Genomic DNA, 20,673 nt, shown 5'->3' with positions numbered 1-20,673 from the left:
CGCCATGACCCAAGCCCTCACCGACGAACTTGAACAACACCTGGCCGACACCCGCGCCGCCTTCGACAGCGTGGCCGCCGACTACGACGGCCCGCGAGGCAACAACGGCGCGATCCAGGACATGCGCAACGAGATGTGGCGCTGGCTGGACCGCCGCTTCCCCGCGCCCGCGCGCCTGATCGACATTGGCTGCGGCACCGGTCTCGATGCGGTGCGCATGGCCGGCCTCGGCCACGAGGTCTGGGCCACGGACTGGTCGCCAGCCATGGTCGAGCGCACGCGCGAACGCGCGGCTGCACAGGACCTTGCCGACCGCGTCCATGCGCTGCCCCTCGGCGGCCAGGAGCTGGACCGGCTGGAGGGTGACGGCCTTTTCGACGGCGCCTACTCCGACCTCGGCCCCCTGAACTGTGTGCCCGATCTTGCAGCGCTGGCGGCACAGTGCGCGCGGCTGCTGAAACCCGACGGCCAGCTGGTGTTCACCGTGATCGGCCGCTGGTGCCCCTGGGAGATTGCGCACTATGCGCTGCAGCGGCGCTGGTCGCGCGTGGCGGTGCGCTTCGCCCGCGACACCGTGTCCGTCGGCATGAACAAGCACCGGATCTGGACGCGCTACTACACGCCCGCCGAGTTCTACCGCGCCTTCGAGCCGCACTTCACGCTGGAACACCACCGGGGGCTTTGTGTGTTCGTGCCGCCGCCCTATTTGGACGGCTTGCGCCAGCGCCGCCCGCAATGGCATGAGCGGCTGTGGCGGCTGGACCGGCGCGTGGCCGGCTGGCCGGGGGTGCGGGCGCTGGGTGATCATTTCCTGATCGTGATGAAGCGCCGGCCGCCGGCCTGAAGTTCATCGGCCAGCGGATGGCGGCTGAGGCGCAGCGACAGGAGCCAGCAGGGCAGCAGGGCCAGCAGGGCCAGCGCGAGGCGCTCGGCCGTGGGAAGCAGGGCCAGCACTTCGTGCAGCACCGCGCCAGCGGCGGCGCAGGCCAGCGCCACGAGCAGGCTGGGCTGCAGCGCCTTCAGCAGTGCCAGCGGCGCCAAGCCCAGCCAGCGCTGCTGCATCCAGGCGATCAAGGGCAGGGCGAGCAAGCTGGCCAGCAGCAGCCCCCGCGCCATCGACGCAGCGTCGCCGCCGAACCAGCAGGCCAGCACCGCGAGGCGCAGCGCGGCGCTGCAGGCAGCAGGCCCGGCGGCCCGTGCCGGCTGGCCTGTCGCTGCGAAGGCAGCGCCCAGGTAGTGAAAGGGCAGGGCCAGCGCCGTGCTCAAGGCCAGGGCAGGAATGGCCGCAGCACCGGGCAACCAGGCCGCGCCGTAGAGCAGGGCCACCAGGTCTTCACCGAACAGGGCGCAAAAGACGAGCACCGGCCAGCCCACGCCCGTCAGCAGCACGGTCGCTCGCTGCAGCAGCGGCGCGACGCCGCCACCCTCGTGGTGGCCTTGCGCGAGGCGCGGCAGCATGCCGAAGTTGGCCGCCGGCCCGGACAGGCTGACGAACAGCTGGGCCAGCGACGCGGCGCGCGCATAGAACCCCAGCTCGCTGGCGCCGCCCCAACGGCCCAGCAGCAGGCCGGGCAGGGCCTGGTTGAGGCTGCTGGCCGCGTTTGCCAGCAGGGTGCCGGCGCCCAGTCTTGCAATGGCGGGCCAATGCTGCGTCGAGGGCCGCCAGCTGAGGCCCGGCGGGCAGAACCACAAATGCGCCAGGTTGCAGGCCACGATGGCGGCCACGGTGGCCCAGGCCAGGCTCAGGGGGCCACAGCCCTGCCAGGCCAGCAGCAGCGCCGTGGTGGCATGGGCGATGCCGCCGAGCCGCGAGACCCAGGCGATGCGCGCGGCGGCCAACGCCCGTTGCTGCAGGGCCGCGACCACGCTGCTGAACGGCAGCAGCACAAAGCCCAGCGCGAGCACCTGCAGCGTGGGCGCGAGCAAGGCCATGCCGTAGGCGGCGGCCAGCGGTTCGCTGGCCAGCAGCAGCAGGGCTGTGCTGCACAGGCTGGTCAGCAACAGCAGGCCGAGGGCCGAGCCGATGTGCTGCGGTCCGAGTTCGGGCTCGCGCTGCAGGAAGGCCGACACGCCGAAGTCGCGCAGCAGGTGGGCAAAGCCGGCGATCAGGGCCGCGAGCGTGTAGACGCCGAGCTCGGCCGGCGTCAGCAGCCGCGCCAGCAACAGTGACAGCACGAAGGCCGACAGCTGGGCCACCGAGGTGGAGGCCAGGTTGATCAGGAAGGCCTGGCGAAATGGGGCGGGCGCGAGGCTGTTCACGGGGCCGCGAGCTCCTGGTAGACGGCCGCCAGGCGGCGACCCAGCGCCTCGAACGAGAGTGCTTGCTCGAAACGCGCGCGGGCCGCGGCCCGCAGCGCCGCAGGCGGCTGGTGCGCCAGATGGAGCAGGGCGGCGTGCAGTGCCTGCGCATCGCCGGGCGTCCACAAGCGCCCCGGCGGCTCGGCACCCGCCAGCGCACGGAAGGCCGGGATGTCGGAGACCAGCAGTGGCAGGCCACAGGCCAGGGCTTCGATCACCGTGTAGCCGGTGCTCTCGCGATGACTGCCCTGCACCAGCGCATCGGCCGCACCCATCCAGCGCTGCACCTCGTGGTGCGGCAGGCGGCCGAGCAGGTGGACGCGCCCGGCCAGGCGTGGGTCGGCGGCGATGCGCGCCTGCACGCGCTCTAGCAGCGGCGCGCGGTCAAAGCAGCACCATAGCTGCAGCGCCGGCAGCTGTTCGCTCGCAAGCGCCACGGCCTCGAGCACGGTCAGCGGGTCCTTGTTGTCGTCCAGATGCGCCACCCAGAGCATGGCGGGATCGCCCTGCAGGCCGGTGAGGCGCCGCGCCTCCTCGCGATCGGCGACGCCGAAGCGGCTGCTCGAACCGGGCAGCTCGAAGATGCGGGTCTGTGTGGCCAGCAGGCCTTGCCGGCGCCAGGGCAGCGCTTGCTCGTGCGAGCAGAACAGCAGGCCATCGGCCGCAGCCAGGCTGCGCCGGGTCCGCAGGCAGCGCCACCAGCGGCGCGGCGGTTGGTCGGCGCGGTCCTGCAGCAGCAGCGGCCGACCAGGCAGCGCCTCGGTCAGCCAGCCGATCTCGGCCGGGAAGCCGAGACCCTGCACATGCAGCAGGTCCGGTGCGAGCTCGTGCAGCTGGCGGGCGAAGTCATGCCACTCGACGCGGGTCTCCGTGGGCAGGAAGCGGTAGTCGATGCTGTTCCGCCGAAATTGCCCGCCGCGCCGGCTGGCCTGCAGCACGCTGACCGAGACGCCGGCGCCGGCCGCGCACTCCGCCAGGTCGACGACGGTGGGCCAGGCCTGCAGCAAGGCCTCGGGCGCGCGGCCGGCCGGGTCCACATGGAAGCTGATCTGCGCCACCTTGAGCATCGCCAGCCCCTGGTTTCAGAGCCCCGCCAGCTGCGGGTCCCACAGGCGCACGAGGCGCTGCATCATCTGCAGCTCCCAGGGCCGCTCGTAGTGCTGGAAGCGGTAGCGCCAGGCCGCGCCGGCGCTCAGCGCCTGGCGCTGCCAGCGCGGCGCACGGATGTCGGTGATCGTGGGGAAGCGGCAGCCCAGCACGGTGGTGAAGCCACGGATGCGCTCCAGCAGCCGCTCGCTGACCCAGGGCGCATTGCGGTGGCACCAGTAGGCGACCCAGGCGGGCTCGGCCCAGCCCGCAGCGCTGTCGGGGAAGCGCACGGCGCGGCCCTGCGTGTCGCGCAGCTGCAGCGGCGACACCGGCTTGCGCCCGCCCAGCATCGAGGGCGGCAGCGGCGTGTTGATGTGCAGCATGATCTCGGCCGCCGGATGCAGGCGCTTGATGCGGCGGATGAAGTCGAAGCAGCGCTCGGTCTCGCCTTCAGGGTCCTGCGGCGGGGCGAGCATGAAGGACAGTTCGGGCGTCACGCCGTGGCGCCGGCATTGCTCGACGGCGGCCAGCGTCTGGTCGGCATGCGTGCCCTTGCGCATCTCGCGCAGCAGCTGTTCGTTGGGCGTCTCCACGCCGATGTAGGCCATGCGCAGCCGGCTGCGCTTGACCAGGCTCCAGCCGCTGTCCGACAGCTGAGCCAGCGCATCGGCGCGGGCATAGCACCACCAGGGCAGGCCGTGGTGGGCCAGCACCTCCAGCAGCGGCAGCATCGCGGCCTCGCGGTCGAAGAAGTTGTGGTCGTAGAACTGCACCGAGTCGGCGCCGAACTCGCTCCGCAGGTAGTGCAGGTCCCGGTCCAGCCGCTCGGCGGCCGGCAACGCGGTCTTGCCCTTGAACATCGCGGCCACACCGCAGAAGCTGCAGCGGTAGCGGCAGCCCAGTGCCGCCTGGTAGCCGGTGGTGCGCCGGCCGAGGTAGGTGGGGCTGAGGTACTGCTGAGGCTGGTCCACGGCGTGATAGTCCAGCGGCTGCTGCAAGGCCTCGGCCGAGAACGCGCGGTCCGGGTTGTGCACGACGCGGCCGTCACGCCGCCAGGACAGGCCGTCAATGCCTTCGAGCGACGTGCCGTCCTCCAGCGCCTGCAAGAGCGCGGGCAACGTGGCCTCGCCAGGACCGCGTATCACGCAGTCCACCGGCGAACCATTCAGCGCGGCCTCCGGGCAGATGCTGGGGAAGTAGCCGCCCCAGACGATGGGCAGCTGCGGCGCCGCCTTCCGGATCGCCTGCGACACGGCCAGGGCGCTCACCAACTGCGGCCCGCCCATCACGCTGAGGCCCACGGCGGCGAAGTCCTGGCTGGCGACCAGGGCCGCCGCGCGCTCAGCGAGGTCGGCATGCACATTGCCATCGAGGATCTGCACCTCGTGGCGGGGCTGCAGCGCTGTGGCCAGCTGCATCACCGCCAGCGGGAAGCGCGGCTTGGACGTGATGCGCGGATTGATCAGCAGCACCGGCCGGCTCATGTCAGCAGCTCCGTGGATTTCAGTGCGAGGCCCGCTTCCTGGATCTCGGCGTCGGCCAGTTGCTGCACCAGCTCGCGCGCCAGCCAGCGCGGCTGGCCATCGAGTTCGACCGGCAGCATCTCGGCCTCCCAATGCCCGGCCAGCAGCGGATGCGCGGAGCAGGGCTGGCCGCCCAGCATCACCAGACGCAGATCGGCGCGGCGTGCCTCGCTGAGCCTCAGGCCGGCGGGCAGCACCAGCAGGTCGGCGAGCAGGCCGGCCTGCAGGCGGCCGCGGTCCGGCAGGCGCAGGCGCTCGGCCGCACGCGCGGTCAAGAGGGCTTCTAGTTCGGGCTCGCTCAAGCCAGCGAGCTCGCGGGCGAGCGGCAGCTCGTCCAGCAGGTCGCGCTGGCCGCTGATGCGCGAGTCGCTGCCGAGCAGCAGGCAGCCGCGCTCCAGCAGGGGCCGGACCTCGGGCGTGCGCCAGAACAGGTGCAGGTTGGAGCCCGGGCACCACACCAGGCTGGCGCCACGGGCCGCGAGCCGCTGCTGCTGGGCCGGCGTCAATGCGAGGCCGTGGATCAGCACCGTGTTCGGCGCAATGCAGCCCAGCCAGTCCAGCAGCTCGAACTCGTCGGCCTGATCCAGGCCTTCGGCCGCGTGGATGATCCAGGGCTGTTCAAGCGGTGTGGCGCGGAACGAGCGCTGCACCTGCTCGGCACCATCGAGCCCCAGCGAATGCGACCAGCCATAGGGCTGCAGCACCCGCACCGGGAAGCCCGGCGCCTGCAGCGACGGGTACAGCGGATCGTGATGCACCACCGTGGTCGCGCCGCTGAGCAGGTTCTTCAGGCCGCCGATCAGCAGGCGCCGCTCGCGCGGGATCGCCTGGTTGGCCCGAAGCAGCGGGTCCTCGGCGCGGCGGGCGTCGATGTCGGCAATCCATTCGCCGACGTGGCTGTAGCGCGGCCGGTAGCGCAGCCGGGGCAGGGCGTTGAGCTGCAGGTGGTCGTGGGCATTGATCAGCCCCGGCAGCAGCCGGTCGCCTTGGAGGTCGATGACGGTCTCGCCCGGTTGCGGCGGCGCGCTCGCGTCAGCGATGCGATCGCCCACCACCCGCAGCTGCTCTGGCCCGGGCTCGCCGCCATTGATGAAGAGGAGGCTCATGCCAGCTCCCGCTTGCGCAGCCGCACGGCCAGCACCAGGGCGAGGCCCGGCCAGCGCTGCGCGATGGCCGGCTTGGCATCGAAGGCCAGGCCATGGCCTTCACCGGGCCGCACTTCGATCAGGCTTTCCATTTCGAAGCCTGCTGCCGTGGCGGCCTCGCGGTGCTGCAGCAACTCGTAGGCGCGGTGCTGCAGCACATGCAGGCGCTGCTCGGTATCGACGAAGCTGCGCGTCATGCCGGCGCGTGCGGCATCGGGATGGAAGTCCGAATAGAGCAGGTGGCCGCCCGGCTTGAGCACGGCGGCCACGCCCTCGAGCCAGCGCCCCAGGTCGGGTGCATGGCCGACGGCGAGCCCAGCCAGCACCAGATCGAACGAGGCCGTACGGAAAGGCAGGTACATCATGTCGGCGCGTACCCGCTGCAGGGCGGGGCTGGCATGGCCCAGCATGCCGGGCGAGAAATCGCAGGCGATCACCGAGCTCGCGCCGCGTTGTGCCAGCAGGCGGGAATAGCGGCCGGTGCCGCAGGCCAGGTCCAGCGCGCATTGGCCGGCCATCGGCGGCAGCAGTTCCAGCATGGCCGACTGCTCGGCCAGCATCAGGGCGTTGTGCGGCAGCGGCGGGTAGCTGTCGGCCCAGCGGTCGTAGGCCGCGCGGTTGGCCAGGGCTTGGTCGGTGCTCACAGCGCAGGCTCCAGTTGGCGCTGCAGCGCCGCCGGCTCGCGCCACATCGAGCAGACGCAGCGGCGGCATTCGGGCTGCTCGCCGCAACGAATCGATTCGCGCAACTGCCGCATCGCCGGGCTGTTGATGGACTGCGTCAGCGTTCCCGCCGGCGGCGGGCCCGGGATGAAGAAGCAGGGCCGCACGCCGCCGCCGGCCTCCAGCACCGCCGAGAACTCGGGCGCGTTGCAGCGCACCGGCGGAAAGTCGCCAAGGCCCAGCAATGCGCGGTAGTGGGCATGGATGCGGCGCAGCTTGGCAGGGCTTTCCGCGATGAAGCCGCTCTGGAAGTCGGGGGCCAGCGTGCGCTCCATCTCAGCGAGCAGCTGCTCGAACGCAGCGAGATCGTCGATGCCCAGCGCCAGGCTCTCGGGCCGCGCCGCATCGGCGATGCGACCGAAGGCCTCGGCATTGTTGAGGTCGGCAGCGAGGAAGGAGATGCCCGCAGCGCCGAGCTCATGCGCCAGCGCCACCAGGCGCGGCAGCTGGCGGAAATTGCGACCCTGCACGGTGCAACGCAGCGTGGCCGGCTTGCCGAGCCGCGCGGCCGCGCGCAGCCCGGCACAGACGGCGTCGAAGGCGTCGACGCCCCGGATGGTCGTGTAGGTGGCAGCATCGGCCCCGTCCATCGAGACGGTCAGCGTGTCGAACAGCGCGCAGACCTGCTCGGCATGCTTGGCCAGGGCGAGGCCGGCGGTCAGCAGCCACAGCTGCAGGCCCTGCGCCTTCAGCAGCGCGGCGATCTCGGCCCATTGCGGATGCAGCAGCGGCTCGCCGCCGGATACCAGCACGGCCTGCGTGCCGAGCTGCTTGAGCTCCGGCAGCAGCGCCTGCACCGATTCGAGGCTCAGCTGCGCGCGCCCGTGGCGCCAGTAGTCGCAGCTCACGCAGCGCGAGTTGCAGCGCTCGGTCAGGTAGAGCGTGACCAGGGGCAACTGCTGCAGGCCCGTCGCGAGACCTTTCGGTTCAGAAGTAGCCATGGAGCTCCAGGAAGCTCTGGCGCCGGTTGTCGAAGGCGTTCTGCGGAATGCCGTCGTAGCGCCGGTAGCCGGCCCGCAGCTGCACGAAGGGCAAGGGCGCGTATTCGTAGACCAGGCTGTGGCGCACCTTGCGGTCGTTGGCGACCCGGCGGTCGGGGTCCAGGGCCTCCAGCGTCAGCTTCAGGTTGTGGCCTTGCTGCACCAGCCAGTTGGCCTCGGCCAGGGCGGCCAGCATGCGCCGTCGCCCCTCGGGATAGCCGTCGTCGCTGACCAGGTCCACTTCGACGAGGTAGGTGACGGGCCCGTAGTTCGCGCCACCAAACGCGCCGATGGCGCGGCGCTTGCCGCCTGCGGCGCTGGTGTCGGCCAGGGCCAGGCCGACCCGGCCCCAGCTCTGCAGATGGATCAGCTGCGCACCCACCTGGTGGCCCTGGCCCGTGCCCTTGTTGCCGGGGCCGCGCGTGAAGCTGAGCTGGGCCGACCACTGATCGTGTTCCATGCCCAGCTCCACGCCCTTGTCGGGTGCGGTCATGTTGATGCCGCTGATCGATCGCACGAAGCTGCTGCTGTCCTGCAGCCGCCAGCCGAAGGGCAGGTAGAACTGGCCGGCCTTCAAGTACCAGGCCTGGCCAGAGGTCGCCAGGCGCAGATAGGCCTCCTGTCGCTGCGCCTTGCCAGGCGCCAGCCATTCGTCGATCACGAGGGCCGCATGTTCGTTCAGCAGCTTCAGCTCGCCATAGAGGCGGAACTGGTCGACGCCGCTCTCGGTCTGGCTGGCCTGGCCCGGCACACTGGCCTGCTTGCGGCTGGCGCGGTAGTCGCCGCCAAGGCGCAGGTAGTCGGTCAGCGCACCGTTCCAGCCCTCCATGCCGTCGGGCGTGTTGGCTGGCAGCGAGCGCTGCCCGAAGGCGACGCCCAGCGCATTGCGCAGGCCGCCACCGGTCGGGTTGACATGGCAGGCCACGCACTTGAGGCCGGATTGCACGGCCAGATAGGGCTCGGCGCGAACAGCCGTGAGGCCCAGCATCAGGCAAAGCGCCATCAGCGCCCGGAACAATGAGTCTGGCAGCTTGCTCATTGCGGTGCTCCGTTGCTGATCCATTGGCGAATCTTGGCGACCGTGTCGGCATCGAGGTAGGGGCCGCCCAGCGGCATGCGAGCACCGACGGCCGCATGGCCTTCGAGCTTCTGGATCAGGTAGCTCTGGTCCGGATTGCCGGCCGCGACGCGGCGCAGCGAGGGCACCTCGGCGCTGTTCACGCCGACCAGCATGCTGTAGCTGTTTGCGGCGTCCAGGCGCAGTCCCTGCGGTGCGGCGGCTCCGGCATGGCAGGCGGTGCAGACCGGCGTGAAGACATGAGCCTGGATGGAGGCATGGGTGGCGAGCAGCGGCCCGCTGGGGTTGGTGCCTTCACCGAGTGGGCGGCCGTTGCTGTCCAGCCCGTCGCCCGAGCCGCCGCCGCAGCTGGCCAGCATTGCGCCTGTCAGTGCAGCCAGGGGAAGAATCGAAAGTCGCATCTGCAGTCCTTCGCGCCCACGACGGCGCCGGACATGGATTCCGCCAGCGGGCGCGGCGGTTCAAAACGCAGATCAGAAAGCCAGGCTGGTGCTCAGGATCAGGCGGCGCGGCCGCGCCTCGAACGGGCCGGAGTAAGGGCCGCCGCGACTCAAGGTGATGTAGGCCAGTTGCACCTCAGCCTGACCGAGGCGCAGCGCCAGGCCGCTGCGGGTGTCGATGCGGGTCGGGCCATGGGGATTGCGGGTTTCGTCGCGCGTGCTGAGCACGCCGAGGCCTGCGAAGACGTCCAGCGTTGCCGCCAGGGGCCAGCGCGTCGTCAGCTCGGCATAAAGCGTGGAGGCGGCGCGGCCGTAGTAGTGCGGCGAGTAACTCAGCCGCAGTTGCCAGCGTTCGGACAAGAGACCCAGGTAGGCCTCCTGGTAGTCGTAGAAGTCCTTGGACGGATAGTGGCTGGCACTGAGGCCCGCTTCCCAGTCCAGCCCCTGGGCCAGCGGCATCACGCGGCCCAGGTAACCCAGCAGCAGCGGGCTGCTGCTGCGCGTGTAGAAGTCCACGTGGGTGGCCATGGCACCGGCATACCAGCCATCGCGGCCGTCGTAGGCCAGGCTGAGCTGGCCCTGGGGCTTGTCCGCACTGAGCGAGACGCCGCGATAGCGCAGGTCGGAATGCAGCGAGACGCTGCCGTTGACCTCGGCCTGGGCAGCCGGCGGCAACAGCAGTGCCGCCAGCAGAAGCAGCAGCGCCATCAACAGCGGAGCGGGTGAGCGGGAAGCGGGCATCACTCCGGCGTTTGTACCAAGGCCGCGCAGGCCGAAGCGCGGCCACCGCCGCGCTTGAGCAGGCTGGCGCAGGCATCGATGCGGCCGCTGGTGTCGGTCACCAGGGCGGCCCGGCCCAGCGGTTCGCGCGCGCCGGCACGCTCGCGCACCAGGGCGAGCAGGCCCGAGACATGGGCAGCAGAGAACGAGGAACCCGACACCAGCCCCCAGCCCGAAAGCTGGGTGCTGGGCACGTCGCGGCCGGGGGCCAGCACGGCCCCGCTGGGCAAGGGCGGCGCATCCGCCACGGCCAGCACGCCCTGATGCGTGGCCGGGAAACCGCGACTGCCGGGCGCCAGCGCCGCGACGACCAACTGGCCGCGTGCGGTGGCCTGGTCGATCAGCGCGGCGAGCAGGCGATCAGATGGGCCGGTCAGGCTCATGTTGATCACCTGCACCTCGCGCTGGATCGCGGCCATCAGTGCCTTGGCGAGGCTGAGGCTGGTGCAGAGCGTTTCGCTCTCACTGCGCTGGGCGCAGGCGCGCAGCCCCAGGAGCCGGGCTTGCGGCGCAATGCCGACCCCGCCCTGGGCCGTGTCGGCGCGCGCCGCGATGATGCCGGCCACGGCCGTGCCGTGGCTCTCGGCCGGCGTGGGCCGCGCATCGATCAGGTTCTCGTTGACGATCAACTGGCCGGCGAGGTCAGGGTGCTGCTCGGCGATGCCGCTGTCGATCACGGCGACCTTGACGCCACGGCCGGTGGCGAGCTGGTGCAGCTCGTTCAGATGCCATTGCCGTGCCGCCGGCTGCGCCGCGTATAGCGGTTTCTGCGGCGGCTGCGATGCGGGCGGCAGGGCCTGCGCGTGAAACACCTGCATCGCCTGCGACCAGGCCACGCGCGAATCCTGTGACAGCTGCTCGGCCAGTTGTCCTGTGGTGCGGGCGTCGCCCGCCGGCAGGCGCATCACGAAGCAGTCCACACCGATGGGCTGCATTGGCCAGTCGCTCAGCAGGACGAGGCCATGGGACTTGGCCAGTTCGGCGGCGAGGCGGCGGCGGGCGGGCGAGGCGGCGCCATCGCCATAGCGGCCGCCATAGCTGCCTTCGGGACGGAAATGCGGCTTGGGCAGCGGCAGCATGACCAGCAGCTGGCGCTCGGCGTCGTCCAGCGCGCTTTCGGGTTCGGCGGCTTTCGCCTGCAGCGGGCCGGCAAGGCTCAGGGTCAGCATCAGCAGGCCGAGCCAGTGCCCGAATTTCATCGCAGGCTCCCCGGGTCGAGCGTTTCAGCCAGCGTGACGCCGGGCTGTTGGCGCAGCCGCTGCAGCGCGGCCTGCTGGCCGGCGGCGGGCAGGCGCAGCACATAGGCGCCGCTGTCGGTCGGGCCACCGACGAGGGTGGCGCCGGCGGTCTGCAAGGCGGCGCGGATCTGCCGTTCGCTCGCGTCGGCCGAGAACATCACCAGGGCCTGGGCCTGGCTCGTGGGCACGGGCGCGGCGCTGGAGAGGGCACGGTAGGCAGGCGGCTCAAGCTGGGTCCAGACCAGCAGCATCAGCAGGCAGGCGATGGCGCCACCCTGCAGGCCGACCAGCCAGGCCAGCCAGCGCGGTTGACTCGCGCTTGCGGGCCTTGGCGCCGGCGCGCCGGCGCGAATGCGCTGCATCACCCGGGCCAGGCCGGCGTCCGCGCTGCCAAGGCCAGCGTCTGACAGTGGCGTGGTGGCCAGCAGCGCCTGCAGCGGCCGCTCGGCCTCCAGCTCGGCGCGGCAGTCGGGGCAGCTCGCCAGGTGGGCCTGCACCTCACCCATCTCGGCGTCGTCCAGCTGGCCCCGGGCATACCAGGGCAACTGGGCCAGCACGGCCGCGTGGGGGTCTCTATCGATGGGAACGACGGTACTCATGGCTGTCTCACTCAACGGCGGGTTCGTCCCACAGCTCGGCCAGCAGCGTGCGCAGCCGCCGGCGGGCGTAGAACATCCGGGTCTTGACGGTCTCGGGCGGGCAGGCCACGACCTGGGCGATCTCGGCGTGGCTCATGTCGTGGAAGTAGCAGAGCTCGATCACCGCCCGGTGGTCGGCCGACAGCTCTCCGAGCGCCGCCAGCAGGTGGCGCAGCTGCTGCGACTGGCCGAGCCGCAGCTCGGGGCCGGGCGCGGGGTCGGCCTGCTGGTCTTCCTCGGGGTCTTCCTGTGGCAGGTCGAGCCGGCTCAGGGCCTTCAGCGCCTTGCGGTAGGCGATGCCGAACACCCAGGTCGAAACCTTGCTGCTGCCGTCGAAGCTGGTGGCGCGCTGCCAGACCACCAGCATGGTGTCGTCCAGCACCTCGTCGACCAGGTCGGCATGGCGGGTCAGGTGCAGCACGAAGCGCTGCAGCCGCGGGTGGTAGAGGCGGTACAGCGCTTCGAAGTCACGGTGCTGCCCCTGCTGAACGCCGCGCAGCAGCGCCAGCTCCAGCGCCTCGCTGCCGGCCTTGCCGCGTACCGTGGTGGCGGGTGGCGTGGTCCCGCGTTTGAAGAGCTGCCAGTTCGGCATGGTGTCCCCGTTGATATCGCCGTGTATGCCGGCCACGGCGCAGAAGGTTCAAGCCCTAGGGTTGATACGGAGAAATTCTCTCCGTTTCTCTGCGGCGGTGCGATCAGCGCGCCGGACAACCAAGCGGCGCCCGATTGCTGCGATTGCCGATTGTGGTCGAGAGCCGGCTTCCCATAATGGACCGTCTTCTGACTTGCTTTTCCTCATGAAAGCCCTTGCCGTGCGCCGTACCTTCTCCACCCTGTTGATGGCTGGCCTGCTGGCAGCCTGCGCCAATCCGGTGCCGCCGGTCGCGCCGCTTGACTATGACCTGCTGATACGCGGCGGCCGCATCGTCGATGGCAGCGGCAATGCCTGGTACCGCGCCAATGTGGCAATCAAGGACGGCCGCATCGCCGCCATCGGGCCCCTGGCCGGCGCCCGGGCCAGCCGCGTGATCGACGCGCATGACCACATCGTCGCGCCCGGCTTCATCGACACCCATGCCCATATCGAGGGCAACCTGTTCGCCCGGCCCACGGCCGACAACTTCGTCCACGATGGCGTGACCACCCTGATCACCGGCAACTGCGGGGCCTCGGAGGAGCTGGGCATCCAGGCCTTCTTCGAGCGCATGGCCAACGATGGCGTATCGGTCAATGTGGCTTCGCTGGTCGGCCACAACACAGTGCGCAAGCAGGTGATGGGCCTGGCGCGGCGCGCGGCCACGCCCGAGGAGCAAAAGCGCATGGAGGCCCTCGTCGACCAGGCGATGAACGAGGGCGCCGTGGGACTCTCGACCGGCCTGATCTACCTGCCCGGCCTCTACAGCGACACGCCCGAGGTGGTGGGCCTGGCCCGCGCGGCGGCACGCCACCATGGCGTCTATGCCTCGCACATCCGGGACGAGGGCAGCAAGGTGGTCGAGGCCATCAATGAGGCGCTGGACATAGGCCGCCAGGCGGGCCTGCCGGTGCAGATCTCGCACTTCAAGGTCGGCGCGCCGGCCAACTGGGGCCGCTCGCGCGAGACCCTGGCCCTGGTGGAGAAGGCCCGGGCCGATGGCCTGGACGTGACCATCGACCAGTACCCCTACACCGCCAGCAGCACGCAGCTGAGCGTGGTGCTGCCCGACTGGGCGGTCGAGGGCGGGCAGGCGGCCATCAGCAAGCGCCTGGCCGACCCGGCCGACCGCGCCCGCATCGCGGCCGACATCCTGAAGAGCGCCCGGCGCAATCAGCGACCTGATTTCTCCTATGCCGTGGTGGCCCGCCACGCGCCCGAGCCCGCCTTGAATGGCCGCAACATCAGCCAGATCAATCTGCAGCGCGGCCGCCCGGCCACGATGGAGGCGGAGATTGAGACCCTGCTCGACATCGTGCAGGCCGGTGGCGCGCAGATGACCTTCCATGGCATGAGCGAAGAAGACGTGCGCCGCATCATGGCCTGGCCCTTCGCCATGGTCGGCGCCGATGGCGGCGTGCAGAGCGGCACCGGCATGCCGCACCCGCGCAGCTACGGCACGAACGCTCGCGTGCTCGGCAAGTACGTGCGCGAGGAGCAGGTGATGCGCCTGGAAGAAGCGGTGCGCCGCATGACCTCGCTAGCCGCCCAGCGCTTCCAGCTGCGGGACCGGGGCCTGCTGCGCCCCGGTTACGCCGCCGACATCGTCATCTTCGACGACAAGACCGTGCGCGACCGTGCGACCTTCGAGAACCCGCACCAGCTGTCGGAAGGCTTCGACGCGGTGGTGGTCAATGGCGTGGTGACGATGGAGGGCGGCCGGCACAGTGGCGCCAGGGCCGGCGTGGCGCTGCGCGGGCCGGCGTCACGATGAAGCTGCTGCTGCTGACAGCGGATGTCAGCAGCCCTTGACTAGCATGCAGGCTCGCTCACTCCTTCGATCGCGGCCATGGCAACGAAATCGGTTCAGTCCCTGCTCGAAGACATCCGCCTGCTCGGCGAAGGTCAGTACGAAATCGTCACTGCCGTTCGCGCCTTGGTCCGCAAGGAATTCCCCCAGGTAGCGGAGGAGGTCAAGTACGGCGGCATTCTGTTTGCTTCGGAGGTCCAGTTCTGCGGTGTCTTCGCCTACAAGGAGCATGTGTCCGTCGAGTTCGGCCGAGGCGCGAGCATCTGCGATGAGTTCGGCCATCTCGAAGGCGCGGGCAAAGGACGGAGGCACCTGAAGCTCAGGTCGCAGGCTGACATCAAGAGCAAGCATCTGGCGCAGTATTTGCCGCTGGCACTTGAGGCCAGCAGGGCTTCTGCTTGATGTCCATTGCAGCCTTCGGCGCCCTGTCTGTTCCATTGATTGAAGCTGTTGGCGTTTGCCGATGAACGGTGCGTTGCGGTGCCAGCACGGCCCGCTTGCGGCTGAACACTGGCGATGCCTGGAGCCCAGTGGCTTCGTCGGGCCTCGCCAATGTGGCCGGGCCGCTGGGGCGATGGTCTCGGTGACGGGGCTCGCCTGAGCGGTGCCTATCTGCGCAATCTCTGCTTCGACATGCCGGCCGGTACGCCGCTGCGCCAGCCGCGTTTGCTGAGCGAGGTGGAGCGGGCGCAACTCGGTGAGCAGGCGCCGGGCGCCGCTGACAGGTCATCAAGCCATCAAGCCGTCAAGTCGCGCAGCGCCGGCTCCAGGCGGGCAAAGCGGAACTTGAAACCCTGCTGTTGCAGCCGCTGCGGTAGCACGCATTGGCCGTCGAGCAGCAGCTGGGCCATTTCGCCTGCCGCCCAGCGCAGCGGTGCGGCTGGCAGATGCAGCCAGACCGGCCGGCGCAGCACCCGGCCCACGCAGCGGGCGAACTCGGCCTGGCTGATGGGTTCGGGTGCGACGGCGTTGTAGATGCCTTGCATGCTGGTTTCATGCAGGGACCGGGCGATGAGGCGCAGGACATCTTCGCGATGGATCCAGCTCATCACCTGGCGGCCATCTCCCAGGCGCCCGCCGAGGCCGAAGTGGTGCGGCAGCAGCAGGGGCGGCAGGGCGCCACCCGGCCCGAAGACCACGCCGAGCCGCAGCACCACGCTGCGCAGCCCCATCGCTTGCGCAGGCGCTGCCGAAGCCTCCCATTGCCTGCACAGGGCCGACATGAAGCCACCGCCGGCCGCGCTGGCTTCGTCCAGCCGCTCCCCGGGATCGCGCACGCCGTAGTAGCCGATGGCCGAGGCCTGGATCCAGGTGGTGGGCTTGACGCGGGTTCGCCCCAGCCATTGCACCAGCGCCTCGGTGACGCCGACACGGCTGGCCAGCAATTGGGCCTGGCGGCGCGGGCTCCAGCGGGGCCCCAAGACGGGCGCACCCGCGAGGTTGATCACGGCATCGAAGCGCTCCTCGGCATCCAGCTGCGACAAGGCCGTGATGCAGCGCACCCGCCCCTGGAACTGGTAGGCGGCGCGCAAGGGATCACGCACCAGCAGGGTGGGCGCGTGGCCGGCCTCCAGCAACTGCCCGACCAGGGCCTCGCCGATGAAGCCCGTGCCGCCGGTGACCAGCAGGCGCTGGTGCGGCAGACCGGCAAAGGGGTTGTCCACCGGCCTGCGGCGTGCCAGCCGCCGTGCGGCCAGGGCGTCGCGCAGGCCGGACAGGATCACGCCGGCGGCCAGCAGGTCGAGCAGCCACCCGCGCCAGCCAAGATCAGCAATAACCAGGGCCGTGGGCAGCGCCGCCCATTGCGCCAGCTGCAGCGCGTAGAGGCCGAACAGGGCGCCGCCGTTGATCGCCAGTACCGTGTGCAGCACGCGCTCTGACGCGGGCAGCTTGCGGCTGCCATCCTCGATGACGAAGTCCCACAGCGTCAGCAGCACCTCCACCAGCACCAGGCCGGCAATGACGCCGGTCCAGGCGCCGTGGAACTGGAAATTGGCGATGCCCGCGAACAGCAGGCCGTAGAGCAGGGCGCGAGCGGCATGGAGGGCGAGCTCCCGCCGGGCCCGTGGCTGGTGCGGCAGGTCCTGGTGCAGTTCGTGGTGGTAGAGCGTGTCCAAGGCGCCCATCAGACCTTGGGCGATCAGCAGCGCGATGGCCCAGTCCAGGGCCGGCAGGGTGTTCATCATGAGGGACGGTCCTTGTTCCAGAGCCAGAGCAACGGCGGCAGCAGCGCCAGCAGCACGGCGCCATCGAGCCAGAGGTGCGGCCAGGCCTTGGCCTGCAGCGAGATCAGCATGTCCTGTGGCGCCCACAGCAGCAGGCCAGCGATCAGCCAGCCCCAGGCAGCGCGCAGCCGGTGGCGATGGCCCAGGTGTACGAGGGCCAGCATCCACACGGCCAGGTTCTGCACCGTGGCGCCGAACAAGGCGATCCACCAGAGCTGCTGTGGCCGCGCCGGCGGCGGCGCGCTGCCCGACCAGAACTGCTGCTCGATGCTGCGGTGGTAGCCGTCGAACAGCGCCGCATCGGCGATCCAGGGCAGGGCCAGCCCTGCAAGCAGGTGGGCCATCGCTGCCAGGTACAGGTATCCAACCAGGTACTGGCGCGTGTGATTTCTTGACTCCATGATGCCTTTCGAGCCTGCAACAGCTGCCTTCAACGCTTCAGGAAAGGATTGCCGATGCTGCATTGATCGCCGTTGCAGGTCTGCGTAGCGCCATAGCCCAGCCAGCGCGAGAGCAGACGAAGAACAGCAGCAGAGCGGGGGCGGCGCTCATCGCTTGGCCGCTTTCTTGTCCGGGCCCAGGAACTGGGCGATGCTGCCGCCCGCCTTGAGCAAGCGCTTCAGCGTGGGCGTGGGCAGCTGCTTGAAGTCGTCATAGGCCCGCATGAAGATCTCCATGAACTCCAGCATGCCCTCCATCTTCTGGCGGGTGGAGGCGTCCAAGGCGCCGTCCTGGGCCGACTCGGCCGCGCATTCGCGCAGCACCTGCAGCGTGGGATCGAGCTCGCGCTTCTTGCGCTCGTCCATCACGACCCGGAAGATCTCCCAGATGTCCTGGTGGGCAACGAAGTGGTCGCGCCGGTCGGCCGGCAGGTGGACCACCCGCAGCAGCCCCCAGGCCTGCAGTTCCTTCAGGCTGTTGCTGACGTTGGAGCGGGCCACTTCCAGCGTGTCGGCGATCTCTTCGGCATTCACGGGAGAGGGGCTGCAGAAGACCAGCGCGTGGATCTGTGCCACCGTGCGGTTGACGCCCCACCGGCTGCCCATCTCTCCCCAGTGGAGTACGAACTTCTGCGTCGTGGGGCTCAGGGGGCTCAGCGGCATGATCTCTCTTATTTCTGTCGTTGCAGAAATTAGAGAACTAAACGGACGGCCCGTCAAGAACCCTTTACAGGCCGCCGGCTGCGGTCAGTGCCGGCCTTTCGGGTTCAGCTCAGGCTCAGCTCAGCGCCAGCTCAGGTCCGTGCGGCTCAGCGGCAACTGCCGCACGCGCTTGCCGGTGGCGGCAAAGATGGCATTGCAGACGGCCGGCGCCAGCGGCGGGAAGGCCGGTTCGCCCAGGCCCGTCACCGGCTGATCGCTGCGCAGGAAATGCACCTCGATCTTCGGCGGCGTGTCGGCAATGCGCAGCAGCGGGTAGTCGCCGAAATTGCTCTGCACGATGCGGCCGCGCTGGATGTCCAGCTCGGGGTGCATCAGGGTGCCGAGGCCGTCGATCACCGAGCCCTCGACCTGGTTTTCGGCGCCGCTCAGGTTGACGATCTGCGAGCCGATGTCGGAGACCACGACCACGCGGTCTACCTTCAACTGGCCGCTCTTCGTGACCGTCACCTCGGCCACCTCGGCGATGTAGCCGCGATGGCTGAAGTGGAAGGCAATGCCCGCACCTTGGCCGCGCGGGAACTTCTTCTGGCCCCAGCCGGCCTTGGCCGCCACTTCCTTCAGCACGGCGCGCATGCGGCCCACGTTGTAGGGCGTGCCGCGCTCGCCGGTGCCGGGCACGAGGTCGCGTTCGCCGAGCAGCTCGAGGCGGAACGCGAGCGGGTCGCGGCCGGCTGCATGGGCCAGCTCATCGATGAAGCTGTGGAACACCCAGGCGAACACATTGCTGCCCGGCGCGCGCCAGGGGCCCATCGGGATCGTGCATTCCAGCGGCGTCTGCTCGATCAGGCAGTTCGCCAGCCAGCGGCCGGGGAACTCGTCGCCCGAGAGGTTGGCACCGCTGCCCGGTTGTAGCACCGACTTGCCGTCGCGCATCACGCGGTTGGCAAAGGTGACGAAGTGGTTGTGCCATGCCGTCAGCTTGCCCTGCGCATCGACACCGCCGCGCAGGAAGTGGAAGCCACCGGCGCGGAAATGGTCGTGGCGCAAATCGTCTTCACGCGTCCAGGTCAGCTTGACCGGTGCATTGACACGCTGGGCGATGGCGGCGGCCTCGACGATGAAGTCCGAGCTCAGGCGCCGGCCGAAACCACCACCGCTGCGGGTAATGTGCAGCAGGATCTTTTCCTTGGGTATGCCGAGCGTGGCTGCCACCAGGTTCTGGCCCGAGGCCGGGTTCTGTGTCGGCGCCCACAGCTCCAGGGCGCCGCCTTTCCCATCCTTGAACCAGGCCGTGCAGTTCTGCGGTTCCATGCTGGCATGCGAGATGAAGGGGTAGCTGTAGGCGGCCTCCACCGTCTTGGCGGACGCGGCCAGCGCCGCCGCTACATCGCCGTCCTTGCGCTGCACCTGGGCGCCGGGCTGCTTGGCCAAGGCCTCGGCCTGGCGCGTGAAGCCGTCCCAGCTCTCATCCGCGGCCTTGCCTTCGTCCCACTGCACCTTCAGCTGCTTGCGTGCGCTGAAGGCCGCCCAGGTCGATTCGGCCACGATGGCCACGCCGGGCATCAAGCCATTCAGGTTGGCGGTGCCTTCGATGACGAACGCATCCTTCACACCGGGCAGGGCCTTGATCGCCGCCAGGTTGGCGCTGAGCACCTTGCCGCCGAAAGCCGGGCATTTCTCGTAGACGGCGTACAGCATGCCGGGCAGCTTGATGTCGATGCCGAACAGCGGCTTGCCGGTGACGACGGCCGCGTTGTCCACGCCGCCTATGCGCTGGCCGAGCAGCCTGTAGTCCTTGGGCGATTTCAGCTTGACGCTGGCGGCGTCCGGTACGGGCAGGGTGGCTGCCTTGGTGGCCAGTTGTCCATAGCTGAGCTTGCGGCCGGTCTTGGCATGGGTGACCACGGAGTTCTCGGCCAGGCATTCCTCCACCGGCACGCCCCAGGTCTGCGCAGCGGCCTGGGTCAGCAGCAGGCGTGCCGTGGCGCCGAGGCGCAGGAAGTCCTGGTAGTTGGTCGGCGTGGACGTGGAGCCGCCGGCGCTCTGGCTGCCGTAGATCGGGTCCAGGTCGCCTTGCACGATGACCACATCGCGCCAGTCCACGCTCAGCTCCTCGGCCAGCACCATGGGCAGCGAGGTCTTGATGCCCTGGCCGATCTCGGGCTGCTTGGAGACGAGGGTGACCACGCCCTTGTCGGAGATCGTGATGAAGGCATTTGGCTTGAAGGCCGTGCCGGCTGCGGGCGCGGCCACGGCAGCCGCCACGCCGGGCGAGAAATACAGGCCGAGGATCAGGCCACCGCTGCCGGCGGCGGTGTTGCGCAGGAAGGCGCGGCGGCTGGTGTTGGCTGCGGTGCTCATGCGCCCACCTTCTTGCTGGTCTTGGCGGCTGGCTTGGCCGGCGCTGCGGCGATTTCCGCCGCGCGATGAATGCCGGCCCTTATCCGCGTGTAGGTCGCACAGCGGCAGAGATTGCCCGACATGGCGCCATCGATCTCGGCGTCGGTCGGCTTCGGGTTCTCCTTGAGCAAGGCTGCGGCGCTCATCAGCTGACCGGCCTGGCAGTAGCCGCATTGCGGCACGTCGAGCTCCAGCCAGGCCTGCTGCAGCGGATGAGCACCCTTGGGGTCCAGGCCCTCGATGGTCGTGACCTGCTTGCGACCCACGGTGGAGACCGGCGTCATGCAGGAGCGCGTGGGTACGCCGTTCAGGTGCACGGTGCAGGCGCCGCAGGCGCCGATGCCGCAGCCGTACTTGCTGCCGGTGAGTTCCAGGGAGTCGCGCAGCACCCAGAGCAGCGGCGTTTCGCCGGCCACGTCGACCTCGCGCTGGGCGCCATTGATGTTCAGGCTGTAGATGGGCATGGGCTCAGACCTCGCGGCAAAAACTGCAATGGCGCGGAGCTTAGCGCCTGATGCCCGCCTTGCCCTGTGCCATGGGCTTATGCTGTCGCGCCTTTTCTCCGAGCTG

20 protein-coding genes are annotated in these 20,673 nt (G+C 69.9%); 3 read left to right on the top strand and 17 right to left on the bottom strand.

Features of this window, described 5'->3' with window-relative positions:
* Positions 1–4: 4 nt before the first annotated feature.
* A complete protein-coding gene (locus tag J7U46_RS10155) occupies positions 5–844 on the top strand; it encodes a class I SAM-dependent methyltransferase (protein WP_282825418.1) in 840 nt (279 codons plus the stop codon).
* Here the strand turns inward: J7U46_RS10155 and J7U46_RS10150 are convergent.
* The 12 genes from J7U46_RS10150 to J7U46_RS10095 form a co-directional block, all read right to left on the bottom strand.
* Positions 805–2,259, bottom strand: coding sequence for an oligosaccharide flippase family protein (locus J7U46_RS10150; RefSeq protein ID WP_282825417.1), 1,455 nt, complete (start codon positions 2,257–2,259; stop codon positions 805–807). The genes J7U46_RS10155 and J7U46_RS10150 overlap by 40 nt on opposite strands.
* Positions 2,256–3,365 carry a glycosyltransferase family 4 protein gene (locus J7U46_RS10145; protein WP_282825414.1) on the bottom strand — a complete coding sequence of 370 codons (1,110 nt, stop codon included), beginning with the start codon at positions 3,363–3,365 and terminating at the stop codon, positions 2,256–2,258. The genes J7U46_RS10150 and J7U46_RS10145 overlap by 4 nt, the downstream gene beginning before the upstream one ends.
* Positions 3,366–3,380: 15 nt before the next feature.
* Positions 3,381–4,871 (bottom strand): radical SAM protein, encoded by a 1,491-nt coding sequence (locus J7U46_RS10140; RefSeq protein WP_282825412.1) that lies wholly within the window; start codon positions 4,869–4,871, stop codon positions 3,381–3,383.
* Positions 4,868–6,016 (bottom strand): amidohydrolase family protein, encoded by a 1,149-nt coding sequence (locus tag J7U46_RS10135; protein ID WP_282825409.1) that lies wholly within the window; start codon positions 6,014–6,016, stop codon positions 4,868–4,870. The genes J7U46_RS10140 and J7U46_RS10135 overlap by 4 nt, the downstream gene beginning before the upstream one ends.
* On the bottom strand, positions 6,013–6,699 hold the full coding sequence (locus J7U46_RS10130) for a class I SAM-dependent methyltransferase (RefSeq protein WP_282825407.1): 687 nt from the start codon (positions 6,697–6,699) through the stop codon (positions 6,013–6,015). The genes J7U46_RS10135 and J7U46_RS10130 overlap by 4 nt, the downstream gene beginning before the upstream one ends.
* Complete coding sequence (locus tag J7U46_RS10125; RefSeq protein ID WP_282825406.1) at positions 6,696–7,718, bottom strand: radical SAM protein; 1,023 nt, start codon at positions 7,716–7,718, stop codon at positions 6,696–6,698. The genes J7U46_RS10130 and J7U46_RS10125 overlap by 4 nt, the downstream gene beginning before the upstream one ends.
* Positions 7,705–8,796 (bottom strand): hypothetical protein, encoded by a 1,092-nt coding sequence (locus J7U46_RS10120; RefSeq protein ID WP_282825405.1) that lies wholly within the window; start codon positions 8,794–8,796, stop codon positions 7,705–7,707. The genes J7U46_RS10125 and J7U46_RS10120 overlap by 14 nt, the downstream gene beginning before the upstream one ends.
* Positions 8,793–9,194: a hypothetical protein gene (locus J7U46_RS10115; protein ID WP_282825404.1), complete on the bottom strand. Its 402-nt coding sequence runs from the start codon at positions 9,192–9,194 to the stop codon at positions 8,793–8,795. Before J7U46_RS10115 ends, J7U46_RS10120 begins: the two co-directional genes overlap by 4 nt.
* Positions 9,195–9,308: 114 nt before the next feature.
* Positions 9,309–9,983, bottom strand: a complete 675-nt coding sequence (locus J7U46_RS10110; RefSeq protein WP_282825403.1) for a TorF family putative porin — start codon at positions 9,981–9,983, stop codon at positions 9,309–9,311.
* A gap of 32 nt (positions 9,984–10,015) precedes the next feature.
* Entirely contained in the window at positions 10,016–11,254 is a 1,239-nt protein-coding gene (locus J7U46_RS10105; protein ID WP_282825401.1) for a S8 family serine peptidase, read from the bottom strand.
* On the bottom strand, positions 11,251–11,892 hold the full coding sequence (locus J7U46_RS10100; protein ID WP_282825399.1) for a zf-HC2 domain-containing protein: 642 nt from the start codon (positions 11,890–11,892) through the stop codon (positions 11,251–11,253). The genes J7U46_RS10105 and J7U46_RS10100 overlap by 4 nt, the downstream gene beginning before the upstream one ends.
* Before the next feature lie 7 nt (positions 11,893–11,899).
* The gene (locus J7U46_RS10095; protein ID WP_282825397.1) at positions 11,900–12,559 is read right to left on the bottom strand and encodes a sigma-70 family RNA polymerase sigma factor; all 660 of its coding nucleotides are present in this window, start codon (positions 12,557–12,559) and stop codon (positions 11,900–11,902) included.
* Between the two features lie 169 nt (positions 12,560–12,728).
* Between J7U46_RS10095 and J7U46_RS10090 the strand changes: the two genes are divergently transcribed.
* Together J7U46_RS10090 and J7U46_RS10085 are read left to right on the top strand one after the other, a co-directional pair.
* The gene (locus tag J7U46_RS10090; RefSeq protein ID WP_282825395.1) at positions 12,729–14,339 is read left to right on the top strand and encodes a D-aminoacylase; all 1,611 of its coding nucleotides are present in this window, start codon (positions 12,729–12,731) and stop codon (positions 14,337–14,339) included.
* A gap of 75 nt (positions 14,340–14,414) precedes the next feature.
* Positions 14,415–14,777: a DUF1801 domain-containing protein gene (locus tag J7U46_RS10085; RefSeq protein WP_282825393.1), complete on the top strand. Its 363-nt coding sequence runs from the start codon at positions 14,415–14,417 to the stop codon at positions 14,775–14,777.
* A 335-nt stretch (positions 14,778–15,112) separates the two neighbouring features.
* Here the strand turns inward: J7U46_RS10085 and J7U46_RS10080 are convergent, their stop codons facing one another.
* From J7U46_RS10080 to J7U46_RS10060, 5 genes are all read right to left on the bottom strand, one after another.
* Complete coding sequence (locus J7U46_RS10080) at positions 15,113–16,558, bottom strand: TIGR01777 family oxidoreductase (protein ID WP_282826192.1); 1,446 nt, start codon at positions 16,556–16,558, stop codon at positions 15,113–15,115.
* Positions 16,558–17,001 (bottom strand): cell division protein, encoded by a 444-nt coding sequence (locus J7U46_RS10075; protein ID WP_282825391.1) that lies wholly within the window; start codon positions 16,999–17,001, stop codon positions 16,558–16,560. Before J7U46_RS10075 ends, J7U46_RS10080 begins: the two co-directional genes overlap by 1 nt.
* A gap of 147 nt (positions 17,002–17,148) precedes the next feature.
* Positions 17,149–17,703 (bottom strand): MarR family transcriptional regulator, encoded by a 555-nt coding sequence (locus J7U46_RS10070; protein WP_282825389.1) that lies wholly within the window; start codon positions 17,701–17,703, stop codon positions 17,149–17,151.
* 120 nt (positions 17,704–17,823) lie between these two features.
* Positions 17,824–20,064, bottom strand: coding sequence for a molybdopterin cofactor-binding domain-containing protein (locus J7U46_RS10065; RefSeq protein WP_282825388.1), 2,241 nt, complete (start codon positions 20,062–20,064; stop codon positions 17,824–17,826).
* Positions 20,061–20,561: a (2Fe-2S)-binding protein gene (locus tag J7U46_RS10060; protein WP_349239491.1), complete on the bottom strand. Its 501-nt coding sequence runs from the start codon at positions 20,559–20,561 to the stop codon at positions 20,061–20,063. Before J7U46_RS10060 ends, J7U46_RS10065 begins: the two co-directional genes overlap by 4 nt.
* Positions 20,562–20,673 lie beyond the last annotated feature (112 nt).

Origin of the sequence: Pelomonas sp. V22, from assembly GCF_030014915.1 — a bacterium.
GTDB lineage: Bacteria > Pseudomonadota > Gammaproteobacteria > Burkholderiales > Burkholderiaceae_C > JAUASW01.
Note: the sequence above shows the minus strand (reverse complement) of the source record. Positions and strands in the feature narration are given on the sequence as shown.